This is a genomic window from Mangrovibacter yixingensis, assembly GCF_020523985.1.
GTDB lineage: Bacteria > Pseudomonadota > Gammaproteobacteria > Enterobacterales > Enterobacteriaceae > Mangrovibacter > Mangrovibacter yixingensis.
The window spans coordinates 1,012,671-1,038,031 of record NZ_JAIVKM010000001.1 but is presented as its reverse complement, the minus strand read 5'-3'; the positions used below and the strand labels follow the sequence as shown (position 1 = coordinate 1,038,031).

General features: G+C 49.8%; 25 protein-coding genes. 3 read left to right on the top strand and 22 right to left on the bottom strand.

Translation table 11 applies throughout. The annotated features are described in order from the left end of the window. Positions 1-3: 3 nt before the first annotated feature. From thiK to yceD, 18 genes are all read right to left on the bottom strand, one after another. Positions 4-831: a thiamine kinase gene (gene thiK / locus LC084_RS04860; protein ID WP_226569838.1), complete on the bottom strand. Its 828-nt coding sequence runs from the start codon at positions 829-831 to the stop codon at positions 4-6. Then, the gene (gene lpoB, locus LC084_RS04855; protein WP_404808352.1) at positions 785-1,405 is read right to left on the bottom strand and encodes a penicillin-binding protein activator LpoB; all 621 of its coding nucleotides are present in this window, start codon (positions 1,403-1,405) and stop codon (positions 785-787) included. Before lpoB ends, thiK begins: the two co-directional genes overlap by 47 nt. A 23-nt stretch (positions 1,406-1,428) precedes the next feature. After that, the gene (locus tag LC084_RS04850; protein WP_264193401.1) at positions 1,429-1,803 is read right to left on the bottom strand and encodes a YcfL family protein; all 375 of its coding nucleotides are present in this window, start codon (positions 1,801-1,803) and stop codon (positions 1,429-1,431) included. Further along, positions 1,803-2,162 carry a purine nucleoside phosphoramidase gene (gene hinT / locus LC084_RS04845; RefSeq protein WP_226569834.1) on the bottom strand — a complete coding sequence of 120 codons (360 nt, stop codon included), beginning with the start codon at positions 2,160-2,162 and terminating at the stop codon, positions 1,803-1,805. Before hinT ends, LC084_RS04850 begins: the two co-directional genes overlap by 1 nt. A gap of 184 nt (positions 2,163-2,346) precedes the next feature. Beyond that, positions 2,347-3,780 (bottom strand): PTS glucose transporter subunit IIBC, encoded by a 1,434-nt coding sequence (gene ptsG, locus LC084_RS04840; protein WP_226569833.1) that lies wholly within the window; start codon positions 3,778-3,780, stop codon positions 2,347-2,349. Positions 3,781-4,077: 297 nt separating this feature from the next. Further along, positions 4,078-4,875: a metal-dependent hydrolase gene (locus LC084_RS04835; RefSeq protein WP_226569831.1), complete on the bottom strand. Its 798-nt coding sequence runs from the start codon at positions 4,873-4,875 to the stop codon at positions 4,078-4,080. Between the two features lie 9 nt (positions 4,876-4,884). Continuing rightward, the gene (holB, locus tag LC084_RS04830; RefSeq protein WP_226569829.1) at positions 4,885-5,889 is read right to left on the bottom strand and encodes a DNA polymerase III subunit delta'; all 1,005 of its coding nucleotides are present in this window, start codon (positions 5,887-5,889) and stop codon (positions 4,885-4,887) included. Further along, positions 5,886-6,539 (bottom strand): dTMP kinase, encoded by a 654-nt coding sequence (gene tmk, locus LC084_RS04825; RefSeq protein WP_226569827.1) that lies wholly within the window; start codon positions 6,537-6,539, stop codon positions 5,886-5,888. The genes holB and tmk overlap by 4 nt, the downstream gene beginning before the upstream one ends. Further along, positions 6,529-7,548, bottom strand: coding sequence for a cell division protein YceG (yceG, locus tag LC084_RS04820; protein ID WP_226569825.1), 1,020 nt, complete (start codon positions 7,546-7,548; stop codon positions 6,529-6,531). The genes tmk and yceG overlap by 11 nt, the downstream gene beginning before the upstream one ends. A gap of 10 nt (positions 7,549-7,558) precedes the next feature. Beyond that, positions 7,559-8,359 (bottom strand): aminodeoxychorismate lyase, encoded by an 801-nt coding sequence (pabC, locus tag LC084_RS04815; RefSeq protein WP_226569823.1) that lies wholly within the window; start codon positions 8,357-8,359, stop codon positions 7,559-7,561. Positions 8,360-8,470: 111 nt separating this feature from the next. Further along, the gene (gene fabF, locus LC084_RS04810; protein ID WP_226569821.1) at positions 8,471-9,712 is read right to left on the bottom strand and encodes a beta-ketoacyl-ACP synthase II; all 1,242 of its coding nucleotides are present in this window, start codon (positions 9,710-9,712) and stop codon (positions 8,471-8,473) included. Between the two features lie 87 nt (positions 9,713-9,799). Beyond that, the gene (acpP, locus tag LC084_RS04805; protein ID WP_003857954.1) at positions 9,800-10,036 is read right to left on the bottom strand and encodes an acyl carrier protein; all 237 of its coding nucleotides are present in this window, start codon (positions 10,034-10,036) and stop codon (positions 9,800-9,802) included. Positions 10,037-10,300: 264 nt separating this feature from the next. Next, a complete protein-coding gene (fabG, locus tag LC084_RS04800) occupies positions 10,301-11,035 on the bottom strand; it encodes a 3-oxoacyl-ACP reductase FabG (protein ID WP_226569819.1) in 735 nt (244 codons plus the stop codon). Between the two features lie 11 nt (positions 11,036-11,046). Then, positions 11,047-11,976, bottom strand: coding sequence for an ACP S-malonyltransferase (gene fabD, locus LC084_RS04795; RefSeq protein WP_226569817.1), 930 nt, complete (start codon positions 11,974-11,976; stop codon positions 11,047-11,049). Between the two features lie 17 nt (positions 11,977-11,993). Then, positions 11,994-12,947, bottom strand: coding sequence for a beta-ketoacyl-ACP synthase III (locus tag LC084_RS04790; protein WP_226569815.1), 954 nt, complete (start codon positions 12,945-12,947; stop codon positions 11,994-11,996). Between the two features lie 6 nt (positions 12,948-12,953). Next, positions 12,954-13,988 (bottom strand): phosphate acyltransferase PlsX, encoded by a 1,035-nt coding sequence (gene plsX / locus LC084_RS04785; RefSeq protein ID WP_226569813.1) that lies wholly within the window; start codon positions 13,986-13,988, stop codon positions 12,954-12,956. Positions 13,989-14,000: 12 nt separating this feature from the next. Beyond that, a complete protein-coding gene (gene rpmF / locus LC084_RS04780) occupies positions 14,001-14,171 on the bottom strand; it encodes a 50S ribosomal protein L32 (RefSeq protein ID WP_036108199.1) in 171 nt (56 codons plus the stop codon). A 16-nt stretch (positions 14,172-14,187) separates the two neighbouring features. Beyond that, a complete protein-coding gene (gene yceD, locus LC084_RS04775; protein WP_226569811.1) occupies positions 14,188-14,709 on the bottom strand; it encodes a 23S rRNA accumulation protein YceD in 522 nt (173 codons plus the stop codon). A gap of 141 nt (positions 14,710-14,850) precedes the next feature. On the opposite strand from yceD, the gene LC084_RS04770 reads away from it, so the two are divergent. Further along, the gene (locus tag LC084_RS04770) at positions 14,851-15,435 is read left to right on the top strand and encodes a Maf family protein (protein ID WP_226569809.1); all 585 of its coding nucleotides are present in this window, start codon (positions 14,851-14,853) and stop codon (positions 15,433-15,435) included. A 125-nt stretch (positions 15,436-15,560) separates the two neighbouring features. On the opposite strand, the gene rluC is transcribed toward LC084_RS04770, so the two are convergent. Continuing rightward, a complete protein-coding gene (gene rluC / locus LC084_RS04765) occupies positions 15,561-16,520 on the bottom strand; it encodes a 23S rRNA pseudouridine(955/2504/2580) synthase RluC (protein WP_226569807.1) in 960 nt (319 codons plus the stop codon). A 573-nt stretch (positions 16,521-17,093) separates the two neighbouring features. On the opposite strand from rluC, the gene rne reads away from it, so the two are divergent. Further along, positions 17,094-20,255 (top strand): ribonuclease E, encoded by a 3,162-nt coding sequence (gene rne, locus LC084_RS04760; protein WP_226569806.1) that lies wholly within the window; start codon positions 17,094-17,096, stop codon positions 20,253-20,255. A gap of 73 nt (positions 20,256-20,328) precedes the next feature. On the opposite strand, the gene LC084_RS04755 is transcribed toward rne, so the two are convergent. After that, positions 20,329-21,288, bottom strand: coding sequence for a LysR family transcriptional regulator (locus tag LC084_RS04755; protein ID WP_404808351.1), 960 nt, complete (start codon positions 21,286-21,288; stop codon positions 20,329-20,331). 94 nt (positions 21,289-21,382) lie between these two features. Here LC084_RS04755 and LC084_RS04750 point away from each other — a divergent pair, with 94 nt between their 5' ends. Beyond that, positions 21,383-22,612 carry an MFS transporter gene (locus tag LC084_RS04750; RefSeq protein WP_226569804.1) on the top strand — a complete coding sequence of 410 codons (1,230 nt, stop codon included), beginning with the start codon at positions 21,383-21,385 and terminating at the stop codon, positions 22,610-22,612. Between the two features lie 78 nt (positions 22,613-22,690). Here LC084_RS04750 and flgL read toward each other — a convergent pair whose 3' ends face one another. After that, entirely contained in the window at positions 22,691-23,653 is a 963-nt protein-coding gene (gene flgL, locus LC084_RS04745; protein ID WP_226569802.1) for a flagellar hook-associated protein FlgL, read from the bottom strand. A gap of 12 nt (positions 23,654-23,665) precedes the next feature. Beyond that, positions 23,666-25,324 carry a flagellar hook-associated protein FlgK gene (gene flgK / locus LC084_RS04740; RefSeq protein ID WP_226569801.1) on the bottom strand — a complete coding sequence of 553 codons (1,659 nt, stop codon included), beginning with the start codon at positions 25,322-25,324 and terminating at the stop codon, positions 23,666-23,668. Positions 25,325-25,361 lie beyond the last annotated feature (37 nt).

The following is a 25,361-nucleotide window of genomic DNA, read 5'->3' as shown; positions in this document are numbered from 1 at the left end:
TTGTTATGTGTTTTTCAACTTGCACCATGCCTGGTCTGCAAGCTGAATAAATTCACTGGATTTTGTTTGCTGCCAACGGCACTCATACCAAGAGGCCATCAATAAATGAACCCATGGCAGCCAGTGGTGAATCTGACGCCAAAGAGTAACCTCATTAAGGTGCATGAGCCTGGCATAAGACGCAACACATGCTGCAAACTGTGGAGATTCATCAATAGCGAGTGTTGCGAGTTCAAGCCCCACATCACCATCACCTGCATACTCCCAGTCAATGAGGCGTATACTACCACCATGGTGGACGATATTACCTGGGTGAATATCCATATGCAGCGGTGCCAGGCAAATAGGTGCTGGCTCCCGATGCTTGCGGCATTTCTTCAATTGTGCAAGCCACAAGACTGAGCGCCGGGCTGGCGAAGCATTCTGCCAATAGCGCTGTAACAAAGGCATTAAAACAATGCGCCAGCCAAACAAAGGTTGGCGATGTAACTTGCTCAGAGTACAGGCCAGTAAATCTGGTTGCGGGTATGATTCAACAACCTGCCCTTCAACCCATTCAACATACAACCAGGGTGGAGTCAGAAAGACAGGAGCCGGGGCCAGTGAATGGGGTAATCGTTGTAATACCCGGTACTGACGGTGCAATTCTGCAAATGTGGGTGCAGTGCGCCGTACCGACTTTCCTCCAGCGTGTTCAACCAACACACTGTTCCCACTCAACCCTTGAATTGCAGAAACAGAGCCGGCGGCAAATGCCGCCGGGTTACTGTGATGCAACACCGCATCACTGCGTTTGCTGTACGGCACCTTTACCAGACCAGATAATTTCACCTGTTTGCACCAACATAAGCTGCATTTGAATGGCAGGATTATTCACATTTCCTTTCGCGCTGGTATAGAGCACATACTGCGCCCCAACATTGCGTGCAATACCAATTGCTTTGCTGCGTGACCCCAGGCTGTCTTGTGCAGACAGGCCCAGTTGCTGTTTAGCCACTGCAAGTTGTTGGTCAGTCACCAAAACAAAGGTGCGGTTATTTGCCAGAGCGTTGCGTAACGCCTGTGTCCCCTCACTAGCCGGTAAACTACCATTAGTACGGTTGTTCACTGAATCAACCAACAGCACGCTCCCGGCAGTGACACCATCAGCTTTGAGCATTTGTGCAACCATCGGCTGAAAGGCACTGTTCCAGTCGTAATGGCGTACTCTGGGTTGTGGAGTCACGGGTAATGTTGGCATGACTGGCTCTGGTTGAGCCGGCACTTGAGGTACGGAAGGTACCGTGGGTTCAGGCTGTGTTGGTGCGGGTTTAGCTGGCTCAACTGGCGCAGGCTGCTGTTCATTACGCAGCACACAGCCAGACAGCACCAGCGCAAAGCTGAGTACAGACAAATAACGATAAATACGTTGTTTCAAAATCTCCCCCTTCAAAGATAGAGATACACCCGGGCCTGGTCTGCACCAGGCTGTTGGGTAATTGCATGAATATCCACTGACGCCGCCGGTGGCACAATAACATTGTGTGGCGTATCTAATGGGTGCATCTCCAGGCCTTTCTTGTCATACCAGTAAAAGCGGTAATGGACTGTCACTGGTTTATTACTTTCGTTATAAAGTGATGTCGTCGCCAGTGTATTCACTCCGGCATGGGTAATTACCGGGCGCTCGGCGGTTATCCCAGCAACCAGCAACGAAGACTCAATAACTAAAGTCTGGCTGTTATTTACTGGAATAACCGCCCCTGAACTGCATGCACTTAACACAGCAGCAAAACAGGCCAGGCACAACACTCGCAGAATCATTATGCGCCTTTATGGGACAATAATGGGCCTAACGGACGGCCACCAAGCAGGTGCATATGCAGGTGATACACTTCCTGCCCGCCATGGCGGTTGCAGTTGATAACCAGGCGGAAACCATCTTCAGCAATACCTTCCTGCTCAGCGATTTTTGCCGCGACGGTAATTAAGTGACCCAGCGCTTGCTCATGTTCAGGCAACGTATCATTGACTGTTGGGATAAGGATATTTGGCACAATCAGAATATGTGTTGGTGCCTGGGGGGAAATATCGCGAAACGCGGTAACCAGCTCGTCCTGCCAAATAATATCCGCGGGAATTTCACGACGAATAATCTTACTGAAAATGGTCTCTTCAGCCATGTTAGTGTCCTTTAGTCAATCGCAGTGATGGGAGTATAACAAGCCCCGCAACACCTTGCTGTAAAAACACTTTATTGTAACGCTTTTCATCCTGAGGACACAGCCTGCGCTGATGAACCAGACTCTTCCTGCCTCTAATACAAAAAGGGGGCCAATGGCCCCCTTTCCGCTCTCCCCGGCAACATTAATTGTTGCGGATATAATCATCCATTTCAGTTTTCAGGTTATCGGATTTAGTACCGAAAATAGCCTGAACACCTGAACCTGCGACAACAACACCAGCTGCACCTAATTTTTTCAGGCCAGCCTGATCAACTTTAGCCACATCAGCCACGCTTACACGCAGACGAGTGATACAGGCATCAAGGTTAGTGATGTTTTCTTTGCCGCCAAACGCATTGACTAATGCTGGTGCCATTTCGCTGGTCGCAGCAGACTGCGTTTCAGTGGTGGCATCTTCACGGCCAGGCGTTTTCAGATCCAGAACTTTGATAAGCACACGGAATACTGTGTAGTAAACAGCGGCATAGCAAAGACCGACAATCGGGAACAACCACAGTTTGCTTCCGTTACCACTCAGTACGATAAAGTCAATCAAACCGTGTGAGAAGCTGGTGCCATCACGCATACCCAGAAGGATACAAATCGGGAAAGCCAGACCTGCCAGGATTGCGTGAATCACATACAGGATTGGTGCCACGAACATGAAGGAGAATTCGATTGGCTCAGTAATACCGGTCAGGAATGATGTCAGCGCAGCTGAAATCATGATACCGCCAACTTTGGCGCGGTTTTCCGGTTTTGCAGAATGCCAGATCGCGATGGCAGCAGCCGGCAGACCATACATTTTGAACAGGAAGCCACCAGACAGTTTACCCGCAGTCGGGTCACCCGCCATGTAACGCGGAATATCGCCATGGAAAACCTGACCCGCAGCGTTGGTGAATTCACCAATCTGCATCTGGAAAGGTACGTTCCAGATATGGTGCAGGCCAAAAGGAACCAGGCAACGTTCTACAAAGCCGTAGATGCCGAAGGCCAGAACCGGGTTTTGGTAAGCTGCCCATTGGGAGAAATCCTGAATAGCAGAACCAATTGGCGGCCATACAAAGGACAAGACAACCCCAGTGATAATCGCTGCCAGACCAGAAATAATCGGAACAAAGCGTTTACCCGCGAAGAAGCCAAGATACTCAGGCAGTTTAATACGGTAGAACCGGTTGAACATGTAAGCAGCGATGGCACCAGAAATGATACCCCCTAACACCCCGGTATCAGCCAGGTGTTTTGCTGCAATTTCGTCAGCCGGAAGATGCAGAACCATTGGCGCAACAACTGCCATGGTTTTAACCATAATGCCGTAGGCGACCACAGAGGCAAGGCCTGAAACACCATCGTTATTGGTGAAGCCCAGTGCAACACCGATTGCGAAGATCAGTGGCATATTGGCGAAAACGGAACCGCCCGCTTCGGCCATAACATGAGAAACGATGGCTGGCAGCCAACTGAAGTTAGCGGAACCCACACCAAGCAGGATACCTGCAATCGGCAGTACGGATACCGGTAGCATCAGCGATTTACCCACCTTCTGCAGGTTAGCAAATGCGTTCTTGAACATAATTGAGAGTGCTCCTGAGTATTTGTGCTTTTTGTACGCGATATGCGCTTTGAGTCTGGGGGAGAAACAGACTCTCTTCAGGACATCTAAGTGCCCTTTATTTATTACGCAGAGTAAAATAAATAGCGATTTTATTGTTTGATGGCAGTCACGTTTCAATGACAGACATGCAGAAAAATCGCATTTAACCACTCAAATCGTATACAGATGTTACAAAAGAGGCGTTCACCGCCTGTTTTGTGGCGGTGAACTTTACTCGCTTTACGGATTAATTACGAGCCTTAAAATAACAAGGATTTACCTGGCTTGACGTAAAGCAGAAAGGTCAACATTGAAAAGTGATGAGAAGTTGTTCGTGGTGATTTCTGCCAGAGTTTCAACGCCCACACCTTTCAGTACAGCCATATATTCAGCAACATCACGCACCAAAGCGGGCTGATTCTCCTTACCACGGTGAGGAACAGGGGCCAAATACGGTGAGTCAGTTTCGACCAGGATTCTGTCCAGTGGAACATAGCGGGCCGCATCACGTAACGACTCAGCATTACGGAAAGTCACAATGCCCGAAAAGGAGATATAGAACCCCATATCCAGTAACTTGCCAGCCGTTTCTTTATCTTCCGTGAAACAGTGTAGCACCCCACCACAATCCATCACCTGTTCATGGCGCAAAATTGCCAGTGTATCTGCACGTGCATCGCGGGTATGAACAATAACCGGTTTTTTCAACGCACGGCCAACTGCAATATGGTGACTAAAAGAAGATTGCTGACGCAATTTGGTTTCCGGGGTGTAGTAATAATCCAGCCCGGTTTCCCCCATAGCTATTACACCCTGTTGAGCAGCCAGGGAGTGCAGGCGATCAACATCAAGTTCTTCATCCTGATTCAGCGGGTGAACACCACATGAAAACGCCACGTTATCGCGTTCACCAATTTGCTCACGCATCGCAACATAACCATCAAGCGTTGTCGCCACTGCCAGACAAAAACTGACATCACGTGCCGCCGCTTTGCTGAGAACATCATCCACATCTTTATGCAGAGTTTGGTAATCGAGGCCATCAAGATGGCAGTGGGAATCAACTAAAAACATAATTGTCTCTTACAGGTGTATTGGCGGGAGGGATGCTCCCGGTTGCAGGTAATGCTCCCAGGCAAGCAGTTGTTCTGCCAGCAACAGTTCACGATTAATGCCGGGTACAGACAGCAATTGCCCGCGCAGCTGAAACACTGCTGTGCAAATTGCCTGAAGTACCATCCCTGGATACCCGGCCAGTTGTTCCGCTAGTGGCACTTTATCCACATTCATTATGGATTGCCCTGCCTGCTGCTGGAGTTTAAGCGCATCAATGAGTAATGTCGAAAACCACCACAATATTTCTCCGGCGCGCTCCTGGTTGATAACAGGTAGTAAACTGTAGAACTCCTGGTGAGTAAGCGCCCGGGCAAGTTGTTCACAAAATTTACTGCGCAGCGCGGCGCTGTCAGGTTGCAACAACGACACCGCCGCCGCAGGGGCGCCACAGGATAACCTTAATGCAGCAAGACACTGGACCGAATCAGCACCGGATTCACGTTGTAACCAGGCCTGAGCCCAGGATTCATCAGGAATACCTAATGGGAAGTAAAAGCACCGACTACGTAATGTAGGTAATAGCTTATCCGGCTCATGGCAGGCCATAAGGAACCAGGTATTTTCGGGTGGCTCTTCCAAAGTTTTTAATAATGCATTGGCTGCGGATTCCGTCAGTTGCGTGACATCCTTGATCCACACCACCTTCGCCCCACCCAGGCTGGAGCGAGTGTACAATTTTTCGGTGACAACGCGAATGGCGTCAATGCCCAGGTTCTGTTTTCCTTTTTCTGGTACGACAACCGTGTAATCCGGATGTGTCCCTGCTTGCATTAACTGGCACCCACGGCAATGCCCACAGCTTTTGTTACCTTGTGGAGACTGACACATCTTCAGACGGGCCAGCGCATAACACAAGGCATCTTCTCCCATCCCGGGTATGGCATGAATAAGTAACGCAGGGTGCCCATGCCCGGCCTGGTACTGCCCTGACAATTTCTCAAATGCCGGCCGTAGCCATGGGTACCATTTCATTCACTGCCACCTTTTCCCCAGCGAGCCAGCGTTTCGTATAATGTATGGCGAATAGATTCAGCGACCTCTGTCTGGGACGCATTGGCGTTAATTGTCGCTATGCGTTCATTCTGTGCGGCAAGCGACAGGTAACGTGCGCGTGTGCGGTCAAAAAATGCCAGTGATTCAGTTTCGATACGATCGAGTTCACCCCTGGCTCTGGCCCGAGCCAGACCAATTTTGGGCTCAACGTCCAGGTAAAGCGTTAAATCTGGCGTAAAATCACCCAACACGGCATTACGCAGAGTTTGTAATAACTGAGCATCAATTTCGCGGCCCCCGCCTTGATACGCCTGGGTAGACAAATCATGGCGATCGCCAATAACCCAGGCACCACGAGCCAGTGCCGGTTTAATGACTGTTTCCACCAACTGAACTCGCGCAGCATAAAACATCAGCACTTCAGCTTTATCCGTAATGACTTCATCGCCCACAGATTTAATATCCAACACCAGGCTACGCAGCTTTTCTGCCAGAACAGTACCACCGGGTTCACGCGTGAACACAAGGTCGGTAATACCGCGAGAGCGCAACACCTCGACAATGACATTCTGAGCACTGGTTTTACCTGCGCCTTCAAGGCCTTCAATCACTATAAATTTACTGTGCATTTTTTTCCTTTAATGTATTTATCCATGCGCGTACAGCCTTGTTGTGGTTCGCCAGATTGGTACTGAACGTGTGCCCACCTTTACCATCAGCAACAAAATAAAGGTATGGGGATTTTGCCGGGTGAGCGGCAGCCTGCAATGAAGCCACACTCGGAATCGCTATCGGACCTGGTGGCAACCCACTAATCACATAAGTGTTATAGGGTGTTGCCGTTTCAAGATCCTTACGAGTCAGTTTTCCATTCCAGTCGGCACCCATTCCGTAAATGACCGTGGGATCTGTTTGTAGACGCATGCCAATACGCAGGCGGTTAATGAATACCGATGCAACCAATTCACGCTCACTGGCAACGGCGGTTTCTTTTTCAATGATGGATGCCATGATAACCAGCTGCTCTTTATTTTTGTATGGCAGATTATCTGCCTTCGCGGCCCAGATGCTATCCACTGTATTCACCATTTTTCGATGTGCTCGCTCAAGCATAGCCACATCCGTGGTTCCGGCGGTATATAACCAGGTATCCGGATAAAATCCCCCTTCTACTTCGTCTTCGGGAATTTTCAGCGCTTTGGCAACCTCACCATAGCTATCATCTTTCAGTGTATGGCGAATATAAGGGGCATCCCGCAGTTGAGCTAACCATTGATGCACAGTTTGCCCTTCAACCAGGCGCAACGGGAATTGGGCTTCTTTACCGCTCGCCAGTAACGCCATTAATTGCCTGACTGTCATCTCAGGTGTGATCCGGTATGTCCCCGCTTTGAAGTTGGCCAGTTGCGGTTCCAGACGCAACAACCACTGGAAAACACGCGGGCGATTAATTACTTTTTCAGCATAAAGTTGGTTACCCAGAGCTAACCGGCCGGTGCCGGGTTTCAGGGTAAAATACGTTTCCTGTTTAATCAGCAGTGTACTTACTGCCAGCTTACGGACTTTCCAGTAGCCCACTCCGGCAGCAACAGCCAGCAGTAGAATGAGCACAAGAACGAGGCGCAGCATTTTTTTCATGACAATATTTTTACTCGCATAGTGGGGCAAGGGAGGTAAACAACTCTCGTGATGTGTACCGCGTGGTAATAGCCTGCCGAACCGGGATTATTGGCATCAGGGCATTGCAAATGAAGGCTTCATCTGCGTGGAGCAACGCATCAGGCTTAGCCCGTACTTGATGTACCACTCTGCCCTGCTGCGCTAATTCGGCCATAATATGTTGACGCATGGTTCCGTTAACACCTGACCGGTTAACGTAAGGCGTGTATACAGAGTCACCTTCGCGCCAGAATAAATTAGCGGCACAACATTCCACCATCATGCCATCACTGTCAAGAACAATGGCTTCATGCTGGTTTGTCTGCTCAAGTTCCGCCCGAATAAGAACCTGCTCAAGCCGGTTAAGGTGTTTGATACCTGCAAGAGATGGGTTAATCCCCATTTGCACAGAACTCAGGGCCAACGTAATACCGTTTGTTTTCCATTCTGTGTAAAAGGATGGAAAACCCGATACGGACAGAATTCTCACCGGATATTCGCATTGTGCCGGATTGTAGCCACGCCCACCGCTCCCACGGCTGATTATCACTTTCAATACAGCAGTATTGTGGGAACGAGCCATCTCTGACATTTCTGTTTCCAATATTTGCCATTGGGTAAAAGGAATCGCCAGGCGCTGGCAAGCTTGCTGCAAACGGGCAATATGCTGGGATAAAAAACGCACTTCTCCGGCGGTAATTCGGGCAGTTGTGAAGCAACCGTCACCAAATTGAATCGATCGGTCGTTCGCTGGCAGGTGTGACTGGTATTCGCCATTAATCAAGAACATCACTCATCCTCACATCATGGAGGCGATAGTGTGACAGGCAGAGAAGTTGAGGGCAAGAGAAGGAGTCTGAGACAGATAAGGCCCGAAAAATACGGGCCTGAAGTCATTGTGTTAAACACGTTTGAATATCAGCGAACCGTTAGTACCGCCAAAACCAAAAGAGTTACACAGTGTATATTCCATACCTGATACCTGACGTGCTTCATGAGGCACAAAATCAAGATCACAGCCTTCATCAGGATTATCGAGGTTGATGGTTGGCGGAACAGACTGGTCGCGCAGCGCGAGAATCGAGAAGATTGACTCAACCGCGCCAGCCGCACCCAACAAGTGCCCGGTCATAGACTTCGTGGAACTAACCAGAACACGTTGTGCTGCTTCGCCAAAGACTGTTTTCACAGCCTGAGCTTCTGCTTTGTCGCCCGCAGAAGTGGAAGTTCCGTGGGCATTCACATACCCCACTTGCTCAGGTGTAATACCCGCGTCACGCAGTGCATTAACCATCGCCAGCGCAGCACCTGCGCCATCTTCCGGTGGTGAAGTCATGTGGTATGCATCGCTACTCATGCCAAAACCAGTTAGCTCGGCATAAATTTTAGCGCCACGTTTTTTGGCATGCTCATACTCTTCGAGTACCAGAATGCCAGCACCGTCACCCAGGACAAAACCATCACGGTCTTTATCCCATGGGCGGCTTGCTCCCTGAGGATTATCGTTGCGCGTTGACAAAGCACGTGCGGCACCAAAACCACCAACACCCAATGGTGTACTGGCCTTTTCAGCCCCACCGGCAAGCATCGCATCTGCATCGCCATAGGCAATAATACGCGCGGCATGGCCAATATTATGAACACCAGAAGTACAGGCAGTAGCGATAGAGATGCTTGGACCACGTAAACCAAACAAAATAGACAAGTGCCCGGCAACCATATTAACAATGGTAGACGGAACGAAGAATGGGCTGATTTTCCGTGGGCCACCTTTAACCAGTGAACCATGGTTTTCTTCAATCAAGCCTAAGCCGCCGATACCTGAGCCAATAGCGGCACCGATACGATGGGCATTTTCTTCGGTAACTTCAATGCCGGCGTCCTGAAAGGCCTGAATACCAGCAACAATTCCATATTGAATGAAAGCATCCATCTTGCGCTGTTCTTTGCGCGAGATGAAGTCATCACAGTTAAAATCCTTTACTAAGCCAGCAAATTTAGTTGCAAAGGCGCTAGTATCGAAATGGTCGATCAGGCTGATGCCACTCTGACCGGCAAGCAGAGCTTTCCAGGTAGACTCTACAGTATTGCCGACAGGAGACAACATGCCCAGTCCGGTCACAACTACACGACGCTTAGACACGTTTGTCCTCCAGGGAGGGAAATTATTGATACGCGTGGGACTAAAAGATAAAACTCAGGCGGTCGAATGACCGCCTGGAGATGTCACTTACGCCTGGTGTCCGTTGATATAATCAATGGCAGCCTGAACGGTGGTGATTTTCTCAGCTTCTTCGTCCGGAATCTCAGTATCAAACTCTTCTTCCAGAGCCATTACCAGCTCAACGGTGTCAAGAGAATCGGCGCCCAGGTCTTCAACGAAGGAAGCGCTGTTAACAACTTCTTCCTGCTTAACGCCCAGCTGTTCGCCGATAATTTTCTTAACGCGTTCTTCGATAGTGCTCATACTCTTAAATTTCCTATCAAAACTCGCTTTCGCGATGGTTTTCGTAGTGTATAAAATGTTGAAAAAGATGCAACTAAATCCCGGCAGGTCTTACCACGATTTTACGCTATTTTGCGGGTATTCCCGCTAATAACGCAAATAATTTTCTACTTCTCCGCACTCAGACTCAATAAACGCAGAATTTTCGCACATTCCCTGATTATAACTCAGGCAAGTGGACAATCTGTATTCAGCAAAGCTCCGGGCAGAAAAAGTATAGCGTGGTTACACCATGTACATTCCGCCATTGACGTGCAGGGTTTCACCAGTGATGTAACCTGCGTCGTCAGAGGCCAAAAATACAACCGCATTGGCGATTTCCTTCGCGTCGCCCAGGCGACCCGCAGGAACCTGCGCCAGAATACCTGCACGCTGATCATCAGACAGCGCACGCGTCATGTCCGTTTCAATAAAGCCCGGAGCAACAACGTTTACTGTAATGCCGCGTGACGCCACTTCGCGTGCCAGTGATTTACTAAAGCCAATCAGACCGGCTTTTGCCGCAGCATAGTTGGCCTGACCAGCATTTCCCATGGTACCAACCACAGAACCGATAGTAATAATACGACCATGACGCTTTTTCATCATAGCGCGCATTACTGCTTTAGACAGACGGAAAACTGATGATAAGTTGGTTTCAATGATATCGTTCCACTCATCATCTTTCATGCGCATGAGCAAGTTATCTCGAGTTATTCCGGCATTATTAACCAAAATATCGACTTCACCAAACGCTGAACGGATGTTTTCCAAAACAGACTCGATAGATGCCGGGTCGGTCACATTCAATACCAGACCTTTCCCGTTATCACCTAAATAATCGCTGATTGCCTGGGCACCATTTTCGCTGGTTGCCGTACCAATCACTTTCGCACCACGTGCAACCAGGTTTTCTGCGATTGCACGCCCGATACCACGGCTTGCGCCAGTAACCAGAGCGACTTTACCTTCAAAACTCATAATGTTCCTCATTATTGCTCAAGCGCCGCTGACAGTGCGGCCGGCTCATTGATGGCCGATGCAGTCAGGGTGTCAACAATACGTTTAGTCAACCCGGTGAGTACTTTACCTGGGCCTGCTTCAAATAACTGGCTTACACCTTGAGCAGACATGAACTCAACACTCTGTGTCCACAATACCGGGCTGTATAACTGACGAACCAATGCTTCCCGGATAGCGTCCGGAGAGGTTTCGCATTTTACATCAACGTTGTTAACAACGGGAATGGCTGGCGCATTAAATGCGAGATTTTGCAGTTCAACTGCCAGTTTTTCAGCCGCTGGCTTCATTAACGCACAGTGGGAAGGTACGCTAACCGGCAAAGGCAGTGCGCGTTTGGCGCCAGCAGCTTTACAGGCAGCCCCTGCTCTTTCCACTGCTTCTTTATTGCCAGCGATAACAACCTGGCCCGGCGAGTTGTAGTTAACCGGGGAAACAACCTGACCTTGCGCAGACTCTTCACAAGCCTTAGCGATGGATGCATCGTCAAGGCCAATAATAGCTGACATTGCACCAGTGCCTTCCGGCACTGCTTCCTGCATGAATTTACCGCGCAGTTCAACCAGACGTACTGCATCACGAAATGCGATAACGCCTGCGCAAACCAGAGCAGAATATTCGCCCAGGCTGTGCCCGGCCATCAGCGCCGGTGTTTTTCCGCCTGCCTGCTGCCAAACACGCCATAAGGCGACAGAAGCGGTCAGCAATGCAGGCTGTGTCTGCCAGGTTTTGTTCAATTCTTCTGCCGGGCCTTGTTGAGCCAACGCCCACAAGTCATAACCCAACACATCAGAGGCTTCACGAAATGTTTCTTCAATCACCGGATACTGTGCAGCAAGCTCAGACAACATACCAACTGACTGAGAACCCTGCCCCGGGAAAACAAAAGCAAATTGTGTCATTTTTTTGTCCCTGCTAATCAAAAGCGAACCAGTGCAGAACCCCAGGTGAAACCACCACCAAAGGCTTCCAGCAGAACTAACTGACCCGGCTTAATACGCCCGTCACGAACCGCTTCATCCAGTGCTGAGGGCACTGATGCCGCTGACGTATTCCCGTGCCTGTCCAGCGTTACCACGACATTGTCCATAGACATGCCCAGTTTTTTTGCGGTTGCACTGATAATACGCAGGTTCGCCTGATGTGGCACCAGCCAGTCGAGAGCTTCACGACTGAGGTTATTGGCCGCCAGAGTCTCATCAACGATATGTGCAAGTTCGGTAACGGCTACCTTGAAGACTTCATTCCCTGCCATCGTCAACCAGGATGGGTTTTCCGGGTTAACACGATCCAGGTTTGGCAACGTTAACAGGTTGCCATAAGAGCCATCAGCATGCAGATGCGTAGAAATGATACCGGGTTCTTCAGATTTGGACAGCACCACAGCACCCGCACCATCACCAAATAAAATGATGGTGCCACGGTCTTCTGGATCCAGGGTACGAGCCAGCACGTCAGAACCGATCACCAACGCATAATCAACATCACCGTTTTTTACATATTGATCAGCGATGCTTAGCGCATAAGTAAAACCAGCACAGGCTGCAGCCACATCAAAGGCAGGGCAACCTTTAATACCAAGCTGCGCCTGAATTTGGCATGCTGCACTTGGAAATGCATGCGTCGAAGACGTTGTGGCAACAATAATTAAGCCAATTTGTGTTTTATCAACACCAGCCATGTCCAGCGCATTACACGCAGCCTGATAGCCCATGGTCGCAACGGTTTCTTCCGGCGCAGCAATGCGGCGCTCACGGATCCCAGTACGAGTAACAATCCACTCATCAGTGGTTTCTACCAGTTTTTCCAAATCGGCGTTAGTACGCACGTGCTCAGGCAAATAGCTGCCCGTACCAATAATCTTTGTATACATGTACGCTCAGTCACTCTTGGGTAATACAGATTTCAGGCGAGAAGCAATCCGCTCAGGGATTTGCCGCCGCACCGCCTGCACTGCCTGTTCAATCGCGACCTCAAACGCTCGCTGATTGGCCGCACCGTGGCTTTTAATTACAGTGCCGCGCAATCCTAACAGACAGGCGCCATTATACTGGTCGGGGTTGAGGTGACTGAATCGCCTTTGCAGGCTCTTTTGTAACCAATGCTTTAATAAAATCAGCCACCACGCCCTTTTTTTCCCTTCCGACTGCGATTTAAGCAGCGAAAGGAACATTCTTACCACACCTTCCATGGTCTTTAGTGTCACATTACCAACAAACCCGTCACAAACCAGCACATCCGTTTTCCCGGTCAGTAATTCATTTGCTTCTAAATACCCGATGTACTGAATAGCAGGCAGTGCGTTCAACACTGTAGCAGCACGACGAATCGGCTCAGGACCTTTGGTTTCTTCTTCGCCAATATTCAGCAACGCAACACGTGGTTGAGACAGCCCTAACAGCTCTTCCGCAAGGACAGACCCCATAATAGCGAATTGAACCAGCATATCACTGTCACAATCCACATTAGCACCAAGGTCCAGCACCACCGTTTTTCCACGTTGTTGGTGTGGTAACATCGTGACCAGAGCCGGGCGTTCAATTCCGTCCAACGGTTTTAATAATAATTTTGACAGGCCCATTAATGCGCCAGTGTTACCCGCGCTGACACAGGCCTGAGCCCGCCCTTCTTTCACCAGTTCCAACGCTATGCGCATGGAAGAGCCACGGCTGTTACGCACAGCATGCGATGGCCGGGCATCACTGGCAATAACTGACTGAGCAGGAATAATCTGCAAACGCGACCGTTGGTCAAAATCAGCTTTGGCAAGTAATGGAGTAATGGCGTCGGGATTGCCGACTAAAAGAAGGTTCAATTGCGAATTAGATTCCAGTGCCTGCAAAGCTGCAGGCACTGTCACAGCAGGGCCAAAATCGCCCCCCATGGCATCTAACGCAAGGGTTAGACGTGTCAAAGTATCGCCAGATTACTTAGCGATTACCTTACGGCCACGGTAGAAACCGTCAGCAGTTACATGGTGGCGCAGGTGCGTTTCACCAGAAACTTTATCTACAGACAGGCTGGCAGTGGTCAGCGCGTCATGAGAACGACGCATGCCACGTTTGGAACGGGTTGGTTTATTCTGTTGTACGGCCATGGACCTTACTCCTCAATTACTTACGCTTTAAACTTGCTAATACGGCAAATGGATTTGGTTTCTCTGCCTCTGCAGGCAATTCACCAAAGACCATGTCCGCCTCGGACACTTCACAGTGTTCAGAATCATGCACCGGAACTACTGGTAAAGCGATGATGATTTCATCTTCAACCATAGCCAGTAGATCGATTTCACCGAACTCGTTAACCTCGATCGGTTCATACGCTTCCGGGAGTGCTTCAGCCTGCTCGTCAGAAACGACCGGACTAAAACAATACGTTGTGTGAACGTGATGCGGGAATGTGTTGCCGCAGCGCTGACAAGTCAGAGTAACCGACACCTTTGCCTCACCAGTAATAACGGCGAGACGCTGGTTATCAATTGCGAACGACATTTCGCATTCTACATCGCTGTCCACACTGACGACGGATTCAGCAACGCGCGCCGCCTGTTCAGGGGTATAAATACCCTGATAGTCGAGGCGTTTTTGAGCGGTACGTACCGGATCCAGTGTCAGGGGTAATTTTACCTTTTGCATAGGGCGCGCATATTAACTTTGTAACGTCTTAGAGTCAAAGAAAAAGGCATTATGACTCACCTTTTGCCATTTATTCGCACACATTGCGGCTGCACAGTTTAGAATGTGGCGAATAAATTCGCTATAGATGACAGAAAAAATATGCTTCCAATTATTCTGGCCTCCACTTCTGTGTTTCGCCGTGACCTGCTTAATCGCCTTGCACTGCCTTTCACCTGTGCCAGCCCAAATACAGATGAAACCCCAATGGTGGGAGAAACATCCGACCAACTGGTCACCCGTCTGGCGGCAGATAAAGCGCGTTCTTTGGCAGAGACTTATCCTAATCATTTAATCATTGGTTCAGACCAGGTCTGCTTACTCAATAATACCATCACAGGTAAACCGCATACGGACGAAAACGCGGTAAAACAATTATTAGCCGCTCAAGGGAAAAAAGTGCGTTTTTCTACAGGTATTGCCTTGCTTAATACACAAACAAATCACATTCAGGTTGATGTTGAACATGTTGATGTCTGGTTTCGCTCTTTGTCTGAGTCTGAAATACGTCGCTACGTCACATTAGAGCAACCATTACATTGTGCTGGTAGCTTTAAATGTGAAGGGCTTGGAATAACGCTATTCGAACGCATTGACAGCCGGGACCCCAATACACTGATTGGGCTACCGTTGATTCGTCTATGTGAAATGCTGCGTGCGGCAGGTGCGGATCCGTTAGCTGAATAATGCTTACAGGTTACACCAGTTAGAAATAAAACCATCGTGCCCCCCCATAATAAAGCAGTGTTATTACTTATGTGACTGGGTAGATGGTTTACGCCGGGTAAATATACCCCGGCGTAAAATAAGAATCAGCCGCGGCTGGTTTTGCGCAAAAAGGTTAGACACTGCTTCAGTTCATTATCAAGCGGGGCTTCGATGCGTATGGTCTCCCCCGTTGCCGGGTGAGTGAATCGCAGTGCGGCCGCATGAAGAAACAGGCGCCCTAACCCACTGCCATTTAGCTGGCTGTCGAACTCCCGGTCACCATAGCGGTCATCAAAAGCGATAGGATGGCCTGCATGAAGCGTATGCACACGAATCTGGTGAGTTCGCCCGGTTACCGGACTACAACGCACCAATGTGGCGAAACCAAAGCGTTCTTCCACTTTGAAGCGGGTTTCTGACGGTTTACCTTCGCTACTGACTTTTACCATACGCTCACCACTTTTCAGAATATTCTTTAAAAGCGGTGCCTGAACAACTTTTACATGAGACTGCCACTGACCGCGCACCAGGGCAAGGTAGTCTTTTTGCATACCTTTGTCCCGAAGTTGCTCATGAAGTGAACGCAGGGCTGAACGCTTTTTAGCTACCAATAACACACCTGAAGTATCCCGGTCGAGACGATGCACAAGCTCAAGAAAACGCGCCTCCGGGCGCAATGCCCTTAAGCCTTCAATAACCCCAAAACTCAGACCGCTGCCACCATGCACAGCCGTGCCAGAAGGCTTGTTGAGAATAAGGATATGGTCGTCTTCATACAAAATGGCGTTGGTCAGGGCCGCTACTTTCTGTAAATGAGGCGACACCGCATCTTCTTCACGTTCAGCGACCCGCACTGGAGGGATACGCACTTCATCGCCGTCCACCAGCTTATATTCTGGTTTGATACGCTTTTTGTTTACCCGTACCTCACCTTTACGCAAGATGCGGTAAATCATACTTTTTGGCACGCCTTTCAGCTGAGTGCGCAAAAAATTATCAATTCGTTGCCCGGCTTCCTCTTCGGAAATAGCAACTATTTTTACGGTCGGTGTCTCGGTTTTCATGGTGCGCGATTCTAATTACCCCAGACTCATAGCGCCACTTATTTTTCTGTGCTTATATTATTGCGCAGGCAGTTGAAAAATGCTTTGGGGCTTTTTTTTGCTGCTATTTGCAACAATCAGAAATGTGACGTTAAAAAACTGTGAGTAACCAGGTGATAAATGGCAAATGTCATCTTGCTATAACTGGCCCAGCAGTGGAATAATGTTGCGGTTTTCCGTGTTGAGACCTGTAAGAACAAGGAATTTTACGGAATTACCAATTTTGCCTGAATGTTCATCAACGCAGCAATGGCGTAAGACGTTTTGTACTTTCAGGCAGTTAGCGGGCTGCGGGTTGCAGTCTGGCCGGTAAATGGAAGCTTCTCTGGCGAAAACATTCCCAGGCAGTTCCCCTATAAACAGCGCTGTTTTTCCGTTTGAAATACAGGCTACCGACACGCTGCGCCTCTCAGCAAGCGACAACCGTGAGGTTGACGACTTAGCGAATAGTCACGAGGCCATCGGTTCACATCCGGTCAGCGATTACCTTGCCCGCAGTTCTGTCGTCAATGTAAGAATAACGAGTAAGTTACGATGAAAAGAATGTTAATTAACGCAACTCAGCAGGAAGAGTTGCGCGTTGCCCTGGTAGATGGCCAGCGTCTTTATGACCTGGATATTGAAAGCCCCGGGCATGAGCAAAAAAAAGCGAATATTTACAAAGGTAAAATCACCCGCATTGAACCAAGTCTGGAAGCAGCATTTGTTGATTATGGCGCTGAAAGGCATGGTTTCCTCCCTCTAAAAGAGATTGCCCGCGAATATTTTCCGTCCAATTACTCCTCTCATGGTCGCCCAAACATTAAAGATGTTTTGCGCGAAGGTCAGGAAGTTATTGTTCAAATTGATAAAGAAGAGCGTGGTAATAAAGGTGCCGCACTGACAACCTTTATCAGTTTGGCAGGCAGTTATCTGGTTCTGATGCCAAATAATCCCCGTGCTGGTGGTATCTCGCGGCGTATTGAAGGTGAAGACAGAACCGAACTGAAAGAGGCACTGTCTTCCCTTGAATTGCCGGACGGCATGGGGCTGATTGTGCGTACAGCGGGTGTTGGGAAATCGGCTGAATCCCTGCAATGGGACTTAAGCTTCCGTCTGCGCCACTGGGAAGCTATTAAGAAAGCTGCAGAAAGCCGCCCTGCACCGTTCCTTATTCATCAGGAAAGTAATGTCATTGTCCGTGCGTTTCGTGACTATCTGCGCCAGGACATTGGTGAAATTCTGATTGATAACCCGAAAATTGTTGAACTGGCCCGCCAGCATGTTGCTGCGTTAGGTCGTCCGGATTTCTCCAGTAAAATCAAATTGTATACCGGTGAGATCCCGCTGTTCAGCCATTACCAAATTGAATCGCAAATTGAGTCTGCATTCCAGCGTGAAGTGCGTCTTCCTTCAGGCGGCTCAATTGTTATCGATTCTACTGAAGCACTTACCGCAATTGATATTAACTCCGCGCGCGCAACACGGGGTGGCGATATCGAAGAGACTGCGCTGAATACCAATCTGGAAGCGGCTGATGAAATCGCCCGCCAGTTACGCTTGCGTGACCTGGGTGGCCTGATTGTTATCGACTTCATCGATATGACGCCAGTTCGCCATCAGCGTGCTGTCGAAAATCGTCTGCGAGAAGCAGTACGTCAGGATCGCGCTCGCATCCAGATAAGCCATATATCTCGCTTTGGCCTGCTGGAGATGTCTCGCCAGCGCCTCAGCCCGTCTCTGGGCGAATCCAGCCACCATGTGTGTCCACGTTGTAGCGGTACTGGCACCATTCGTGACAACGAATCGCTGTCGCTTTCTATTCTGCGTCTGATTGAAGAAGAAGCGCTGAAAGAGAATACGAAAGAAGTTCATGCCATTGTTCCGGTGCCTATTGCCTCTTATCTGCTGAACGAGAAACGCTCAGCGGTTAGCGCAATTGAACAGCGCCAGCCCGATATCCGCTGTGTTATCGTGCCGAACGATGATATGGAAACACCACACTATTCTGTAGTGCGTGTACGCAAAGGCGAAGAAACGCCGACACTCAGCTATCTGCTGCCTAAACTGCATGAAGAAGCAATGGCCATGCCGTCAGAGGAAGAACAAGCTGAACGTAAGCGCCCCGAGCAGCCTGCTCTGGCAACCTTCGCCATGCCTGATGTACCACCAGCACCACCAGAAACAACGCGTCGTGCAGCAACGGTTGAAAAATCTGCAACCACGGCAAATTCAGCATCGGCTGGCACAGGGTTCTTTGGTCGCATTGCTGGCGCACTGAAATCCCTTTTCGGTACCAGTGAAGACACCACTAAAGAAGCCGCGGTTTCTGAACCTCAAGCTGAGAAGAAAAACGAACGCGGCCAGCGCCAGCAGGACCGTCGCAACAATCGACGTAACCCGCGCCGTGACCGTAATGAACGGTCTGAACGCAACGAACGTAATCCACGTAATGAATCTGACAATACCACGCAGTCTCGTGATGAAAACCGTCGTGGTCGCCGTCAGAATCAAAATACTGAAGTACGTGAAGCTCGTGGCGCCACGCCAGAAGGCAGTAACAAGCCAGCTACGCGTGAAGAGCAAATTCAGTCTCGCCGTGATCGTAATCGTCGCCGTACTGAGGAGAAACGTCAGGCTCAGCAGGAAGTAAAAAACCTGCAGCGTGATGAAACTGAGAACACGCAAGAACCTGCAGTGGTTGCTGAGAAAGAAACGCGTGTTCAGGTAATGCCACGTCGCAAACAACGCCAGCTTACTGAAAAAGTGCGCATTGAAAGTGCTGCCGATGCTGAAACCATTAGCAACTTGCCAGTTGCGCCGGTTGAAAGCCCTGCAGAGACTGAACGCACACCAGCACTTCAGGAAACGGCAGAACGACTGCCAGCAGTACAAACTGAGCAACCTGAAGCAGGTGAAGAGAACACCGAGTCACGCGAAAACAATATGCCACGCCGCTCTCGCCGTTCTCCACGCCATCTGCGCGTCAGTGGGCAACGCCGTCGTCGCTATCGTGACGAGCGTTATCCTTCTCAGTCTCCAATGCCGTTAGCCGTTGCCTGCGCCTCACCTGAAATGGCATCCGGTAAAGTGTGGATTCGCTACCCTGTAGCTCGCCCGGCAGAAGAAGTTTCTCAGGAAGTTCAGGCTCCTGTTGAAACCACTCCAGGCGTAACTGATAGCGTTTCACTGCCAATTGCAGCTGATACTGCACATGTTGAAGCGGCACCGGTTGAACACGTAGATATCGCGCCGCAAGCGCCTGTTGTTAGCAAAGAAGAAACTGCAACTCAGGCGGTTGATAACACAATGCTTAGCAATGAAGAAACCGTAGCTGAGCCTGTCCTTGAGCCTGCTGCACCTGTCGTTGAACCTGTTGAAGAACCGGCTGCATCTGCCGTCGCTCAGCAAACTGAAACGACTACAGCCGAACCTGAAGCAGAAGTTACGGCAGAAGACAAACCTGTCGCGGCAGCTGAGGTTGCAGAAGTGAAGCCTAACCCGGTTGAGGAAACTCACACCGAAGCCAGCCATCTCCATGGTACAGCGACTGCGCCGGCCACTCGTGCACCTGCTCCGGTATATGTGCCAGAGCCGGCTCGCCACAGTGACTGGGTACGCCCGGCTTGGGAATTTGAAGGTAAAGGTTCTGCTGGTGGTCACAGTGCAAGCCACCAGGCTACTGCACCAGCGACCAGGCCTCAAGCGCAAGCATAGCTGGATATAACAGTAATAACCGAAAAGGCCTGCTAAATGAGCAGGCCTTTTTATATTCAACGAAACAAAACTGTCACCTCTGGCGCTTTCCGGCCTGCATACCACTAATGTCTGGCATCACCGAGCGCATTAACTCAATAAACATCCGTAGACGTACAGGGTAATAATTCGCCCAGGGGTAAAGTAGCCAAACAGGTAACGGCCAGGCCTGCCACTCCGGTAGTACATGAACCAGCGCGCCACTTCGTAAATCCTGTTCAACCAGCCATGCTGACAAAACCACAGCCCCCACCCCGCCAAGTGCAGCCCTGCGTGCTGCATACAGGCTATCCGTATACAGGCGTGGAGAGAGTGTAACTTCTACATTCTCTCCTTTCTGGTTCTCCAGAATAAGCGCTTTCCGATAAAACGAGCTTACTGCGACCCAGGGTAATTGACTTAGCTCAGCGGGGGTTGTTAGTTGATGAACCAGGGCTGCGACCTCAGGAGTGGCAACGGCTATACGTGGCACCTCTGCAATCTGGATAGCTACAGTATCCGGATTAGTTACATCCCCGACATGAATAGCACAATCCAGATTATCAGCGATAAAATCCGGCGATTTATCATTCAGTAGCCACTCAACATCCAGCCCAGGGTAGCGGGCAAGCATCTCAATAAGCGGAGCCATCAACTGGTCCTGGCCAAAAGCATGAGGCGCACGGACACGCAACAAACCTGAAGGTTGGTTATTAGCGTTGCTTAGCTGGTCTTCCAGTGCAGACCAGGAGCCTGCAACATGGCGAGCATGTTGATAGCAGTGCTCACCATCTTCAGTCAGATTCATTGCGTGGGTGGTACGCAGCAACAGTTTAACGCCCAGCATCGTTTCCAGCGTTTTTAAGCGCCGGCTCACCGTTGCCTGAGTCAGAGTAAGTTGGCGAGCCGCTGCTGATAATGAACCAGCTTCAACAATACGCACAAAAGTTTGTAGCAATTCGATTCTGTCTATACGTTCAGATGTTTTCACATTCAGGCCAGTTATACGTTTCACGTATAACTGTTTTACACCGGCATGGGCTACACCACCAGAGGTTTCACCTTCACAATACCTGCCATACACGATTTATCCCGATGAGGAAACGACCATGCCCGCAGATACAATACACACTGATCGACCGCTCACAACAAGCCTGATATTTTCACTGGCTGCTGGTGCGGGGTTGAGTGTTGCATCGATTTATTATGCACAACCAATTCTGCCTTTACTGGGGCAGTCATTATCATTATCGGTTGATGGTATGGGATTAATTCCAACGCTGACGCAGATGGGTTACGCATTAGGTATTTTGTTTTTGATCCCCCTTGGCGACCGCTATGACCGTCGGGCTATCATTTTGCTGAAATGCATTATTCTGGCGCTGACACTTGCCACTTGCAGTTTCACAGGTTCTTTACACGGCCTGCTGGTTACCAGCCTGCTGATTGGCATGACTGCGACGATCGCTCAAGATATTGTTCCTGCCGCCGCTATCCTGGCTCCGGCAGGCAGGCAAGGAAAAATCGTCGGGACGGTAATGACCGGCTTACTGCTGGGGATATTACTGTCCCGAACCGTTAGCGGTCTGGTTGCCACCTGGCTTGGCTGGCGCGCAATGTACCAACTGGCGGCCATCAGTATTTTGTTGATCGGTTTAGTGCTCTGGCGCGTTCTGCCCAACTTTGCCACGCACTCTGAGCTGAGCTACCCAGGCCTGCTACGTTCCATGGTGACATTATGGCGTCATTACCCCGGGTTACGAATGGCTGCTGTCGCTCAGGGGCTGCTTTCCATCGGCTTTAGCGCATTCTGGTCGGTGCTGGCACTCATGTTATTGGAAAACTACCATCTTGGCAGTGCAGTTGCTGGTGGGTTTGGCCTGGCGGGTGCCGCTGGTGCACTGGCCGCACCGTTATCTGGTACTTTGTCAGACCGAATTGGCCCGGAACGTGTCACTGTGATGGGGGCTGCACTGGTCACTGTTTCCTTTGCCAGCATGTTTTTGCTGCCATTACTACCTTTGCATGCACAGTTGTGCCTGATAGCGCTGGCTGCAATTGGTTTTGACCTTGGCCTGCAGTCAACTTTAATTGCCCACCAGACGCTGGTGTACAGCCTTGAACCGCAAGCACGTGGCAGGTTGAATGCCCTGCTATTTACTGTCGTATTTATTGGAATGGCAGCAGGCTCTGTGCTGGGCAGTAAAGCCTGGATATTAGGTGGCTGGTTTGGCGTACTGGTACTTGCCAGTGTGACGGGCTTACTGAGTCTGGTTATTCGTTGGTGGGCTATTCGCCGCCATTGTGCCAGCGTAGCAAACTGTGTTGCAGGAGAATAAAAAAAGCCCGTACCGGGGTGCCAGTACGGGCAGACAAGGTATGCCCAGTTTCACGACATACCCAAAAGAGCAAAGCCACTAACTATTGAGCTGGAAAAGGGACATCCCCTGCATATCGCTGAAGGCCTTGTAAGAGGCCTGAAGCGCAGTTTGTTGCATAACATACGATGAAATGAGTGAGTTCCAGTCAGCATCAACCAGGTTGCTCATTTGCTGGGATTGCTGCAGGCTACGGTCATCGCCCAGTGAATCAAGGTTATCCAGCTCATTCAACTGAGTACCCAGTTCTGAACGGACTTTCAGTACGTTGTTCAATGAATTTTTCAGACCGCGGCTGGTTTTATCAACCACTGCCTGTAAAGCGTCTTTGCCAGTCTGATCGAGACTTTCTTGTGGCGTATTCAGTGCTGCAATAGCGGTATCCAGCATGGTGAATAAATTCGTTTCACTGGCACTGCCATCAGGCTCTGCTTCAGCGTTACTGGTTATTGAGTCGAACACTTCTGAACCGGTATGACCAATAACCATTGTGCGCGCGGAATCAACCTGCTGGGTGATATTATCGGTTCCACCAACATAATCGACACTGGTACCTGAATCGACAAAAGGCGCTGTCTCGGTTTTGTAACCAGCAAAAATAAAGCGTCCATTACCGTCAGTGCTGTTTGCCATGTTCAGTAACTGGTCACGAACCCCTTGTAACTCCGTCGCCAGGGAAGCCCTGTCATCGTCACTGAGCGTGCCATTGCTGGCATAAACAATTTTTTCCTGTGCGGTCTGAATGCTACTGGTCACCTGACTGAGTACACTTTCCTCAAGGGACACTTTTTGCGTTGCGAATGTCCGCGCTGTTGCAAACTGGCTGTTTTGAGCCTGAGCCTGGGAAACCACAATTGCCTGAGAGGCCGCAACCGGATCATCAGACGGGTTGTTAACCCGCTTGCCCGTGGACAACTGTTCACCGTAATCCAGCCACTTCTGTTGTGACTGGGTGATTCCGCGAACGTTTTGTTGAAATATCATCTGCGTGCTGATGCGCATTGGTCATGACTCCTATGAATTAATGGATAGCAGCGCGTCAAAAATCGTTGATGCTGTTTTCAACACCTGTGAGTTTGCCAGGTAATACTGCTGAAAACGCTGCAGGTTGGCATACTCTTCATCCAGGTTCACACCAGAAACGGATTGTTGCTGGTTGGTCAGTTGTGTCACCACATTCGCCTGAGTCGTGCTGGTTGTTTCAAGCGTACTGGTGGTATTGCCCACCAAAGACACCAGGCTTGCGTAAGCATCGTTAAAGGTTTTATTGCCCCCCACCAGGCTCTGATTTTGTAAATCAAGCAGCGCCTGAGCGTTGGTGTTATCACTTTCACCTGATGTTGCTGAACTTGCCAACGCCACTTTCGCTTCATCCGTTACAGAAACGGCCATATTGACGATAGTGTTGGTAACAGGTTTAACAATAAAGCTGTCTTTGGTATCAGGTGTACCGTCAACTGTCACGGTCAATCCATCAAAAGCCAGTGTCGTATTGCCACTGCCGTCGGTGCCGGTTGTTGGCGTCACCGTTGTGTTATCTGAGGTACGAGTGACTGTCCAGGCTGAACCACTCCAGGTCACTTTATAATTGGTTGCCAGTACAGCGGAGCTGTCTGTCACTTCGGCGGTCAACGTAGTGGAGCTGGTATTTTTCGCATTGCTCACCACCGCAGGCGAACCAATTGTAAAGAATGCTTCACCTGCATCACCGTTCGCATCATAACCCGCTTCGTGTTGGGTATTGAACGCATCAGCAAAGGATAAAGCCAACTGCCCAAGGCGGTTACGGGCGGCATCCAGGTCGGTTGAACGGAAAGTCAGTAATCCACCCAGAGAACCGGTTGTTAACTGGCTTTCGGGAATTTCGACGTTTCCCGCGGCTTCATCAACATATGCAACCGTCGTGCGGCCAGGATCAGCACTTGACGCAACGGCTGCCAGTTCGAATGAACGCGATCCCTGAACCAGAGATGTACCATTCCCCAGGCTCACGTTATAAGTGTTGCCATCCTGGACAGTGACTGTCACACCCACGATGTCATTGAGTTCGTTAACCAGTTGGTCACGTTGATCCAGCAAATCGTTTGGGCTCGCGCCACCACCGGTTGCCGTCATTTGTGCAATCTTTTTGTTCAGATCGGCAATCTGGCTGGTGTAAGTGTTAATTTGAGCAACATCAGATTCAATAGCTGAGTTAACCTGGCTATCCATGCTGCGCAGATAAGTATCTGTAGATTTGAACTGGTTGACCAAACCTTGTGCCTGGCCGATTAACGCTTCACGGGCAGACGAGTCATTGGCATTACTGGTCAATGTGGTCAGCGCAGAAAAAAAGTTTTGCAACGACGTTGAAATGCTGGTGGTTGTACTCGAAAGCAGATCATCAATCTGTGAAATCTGATCATAACGGCTAGTCAACGCACTGCTCTGATTCGATGCCTGGCGCAACTGGTTAGTAATAAACTGATCGTATTCACGCTGAACGCCACTGACATACACGCCATTACCCACCCAGCTATTGCCAGAAAGGGTGCTATTAGACTGGGCCAGTACGGTGGTCTGGCGACTATAACCGGTGACGTTATAGTTTGAGATATTGTTACTTACCGTATTCAGCGCGGTCTGTGCGGCAGTCAGTCCGCTCATCGCGCTGTTGATCAGGCTACTGGACATGGTGTTTCCTTTTGAGCGTTTTAATCACGGGTCCTGA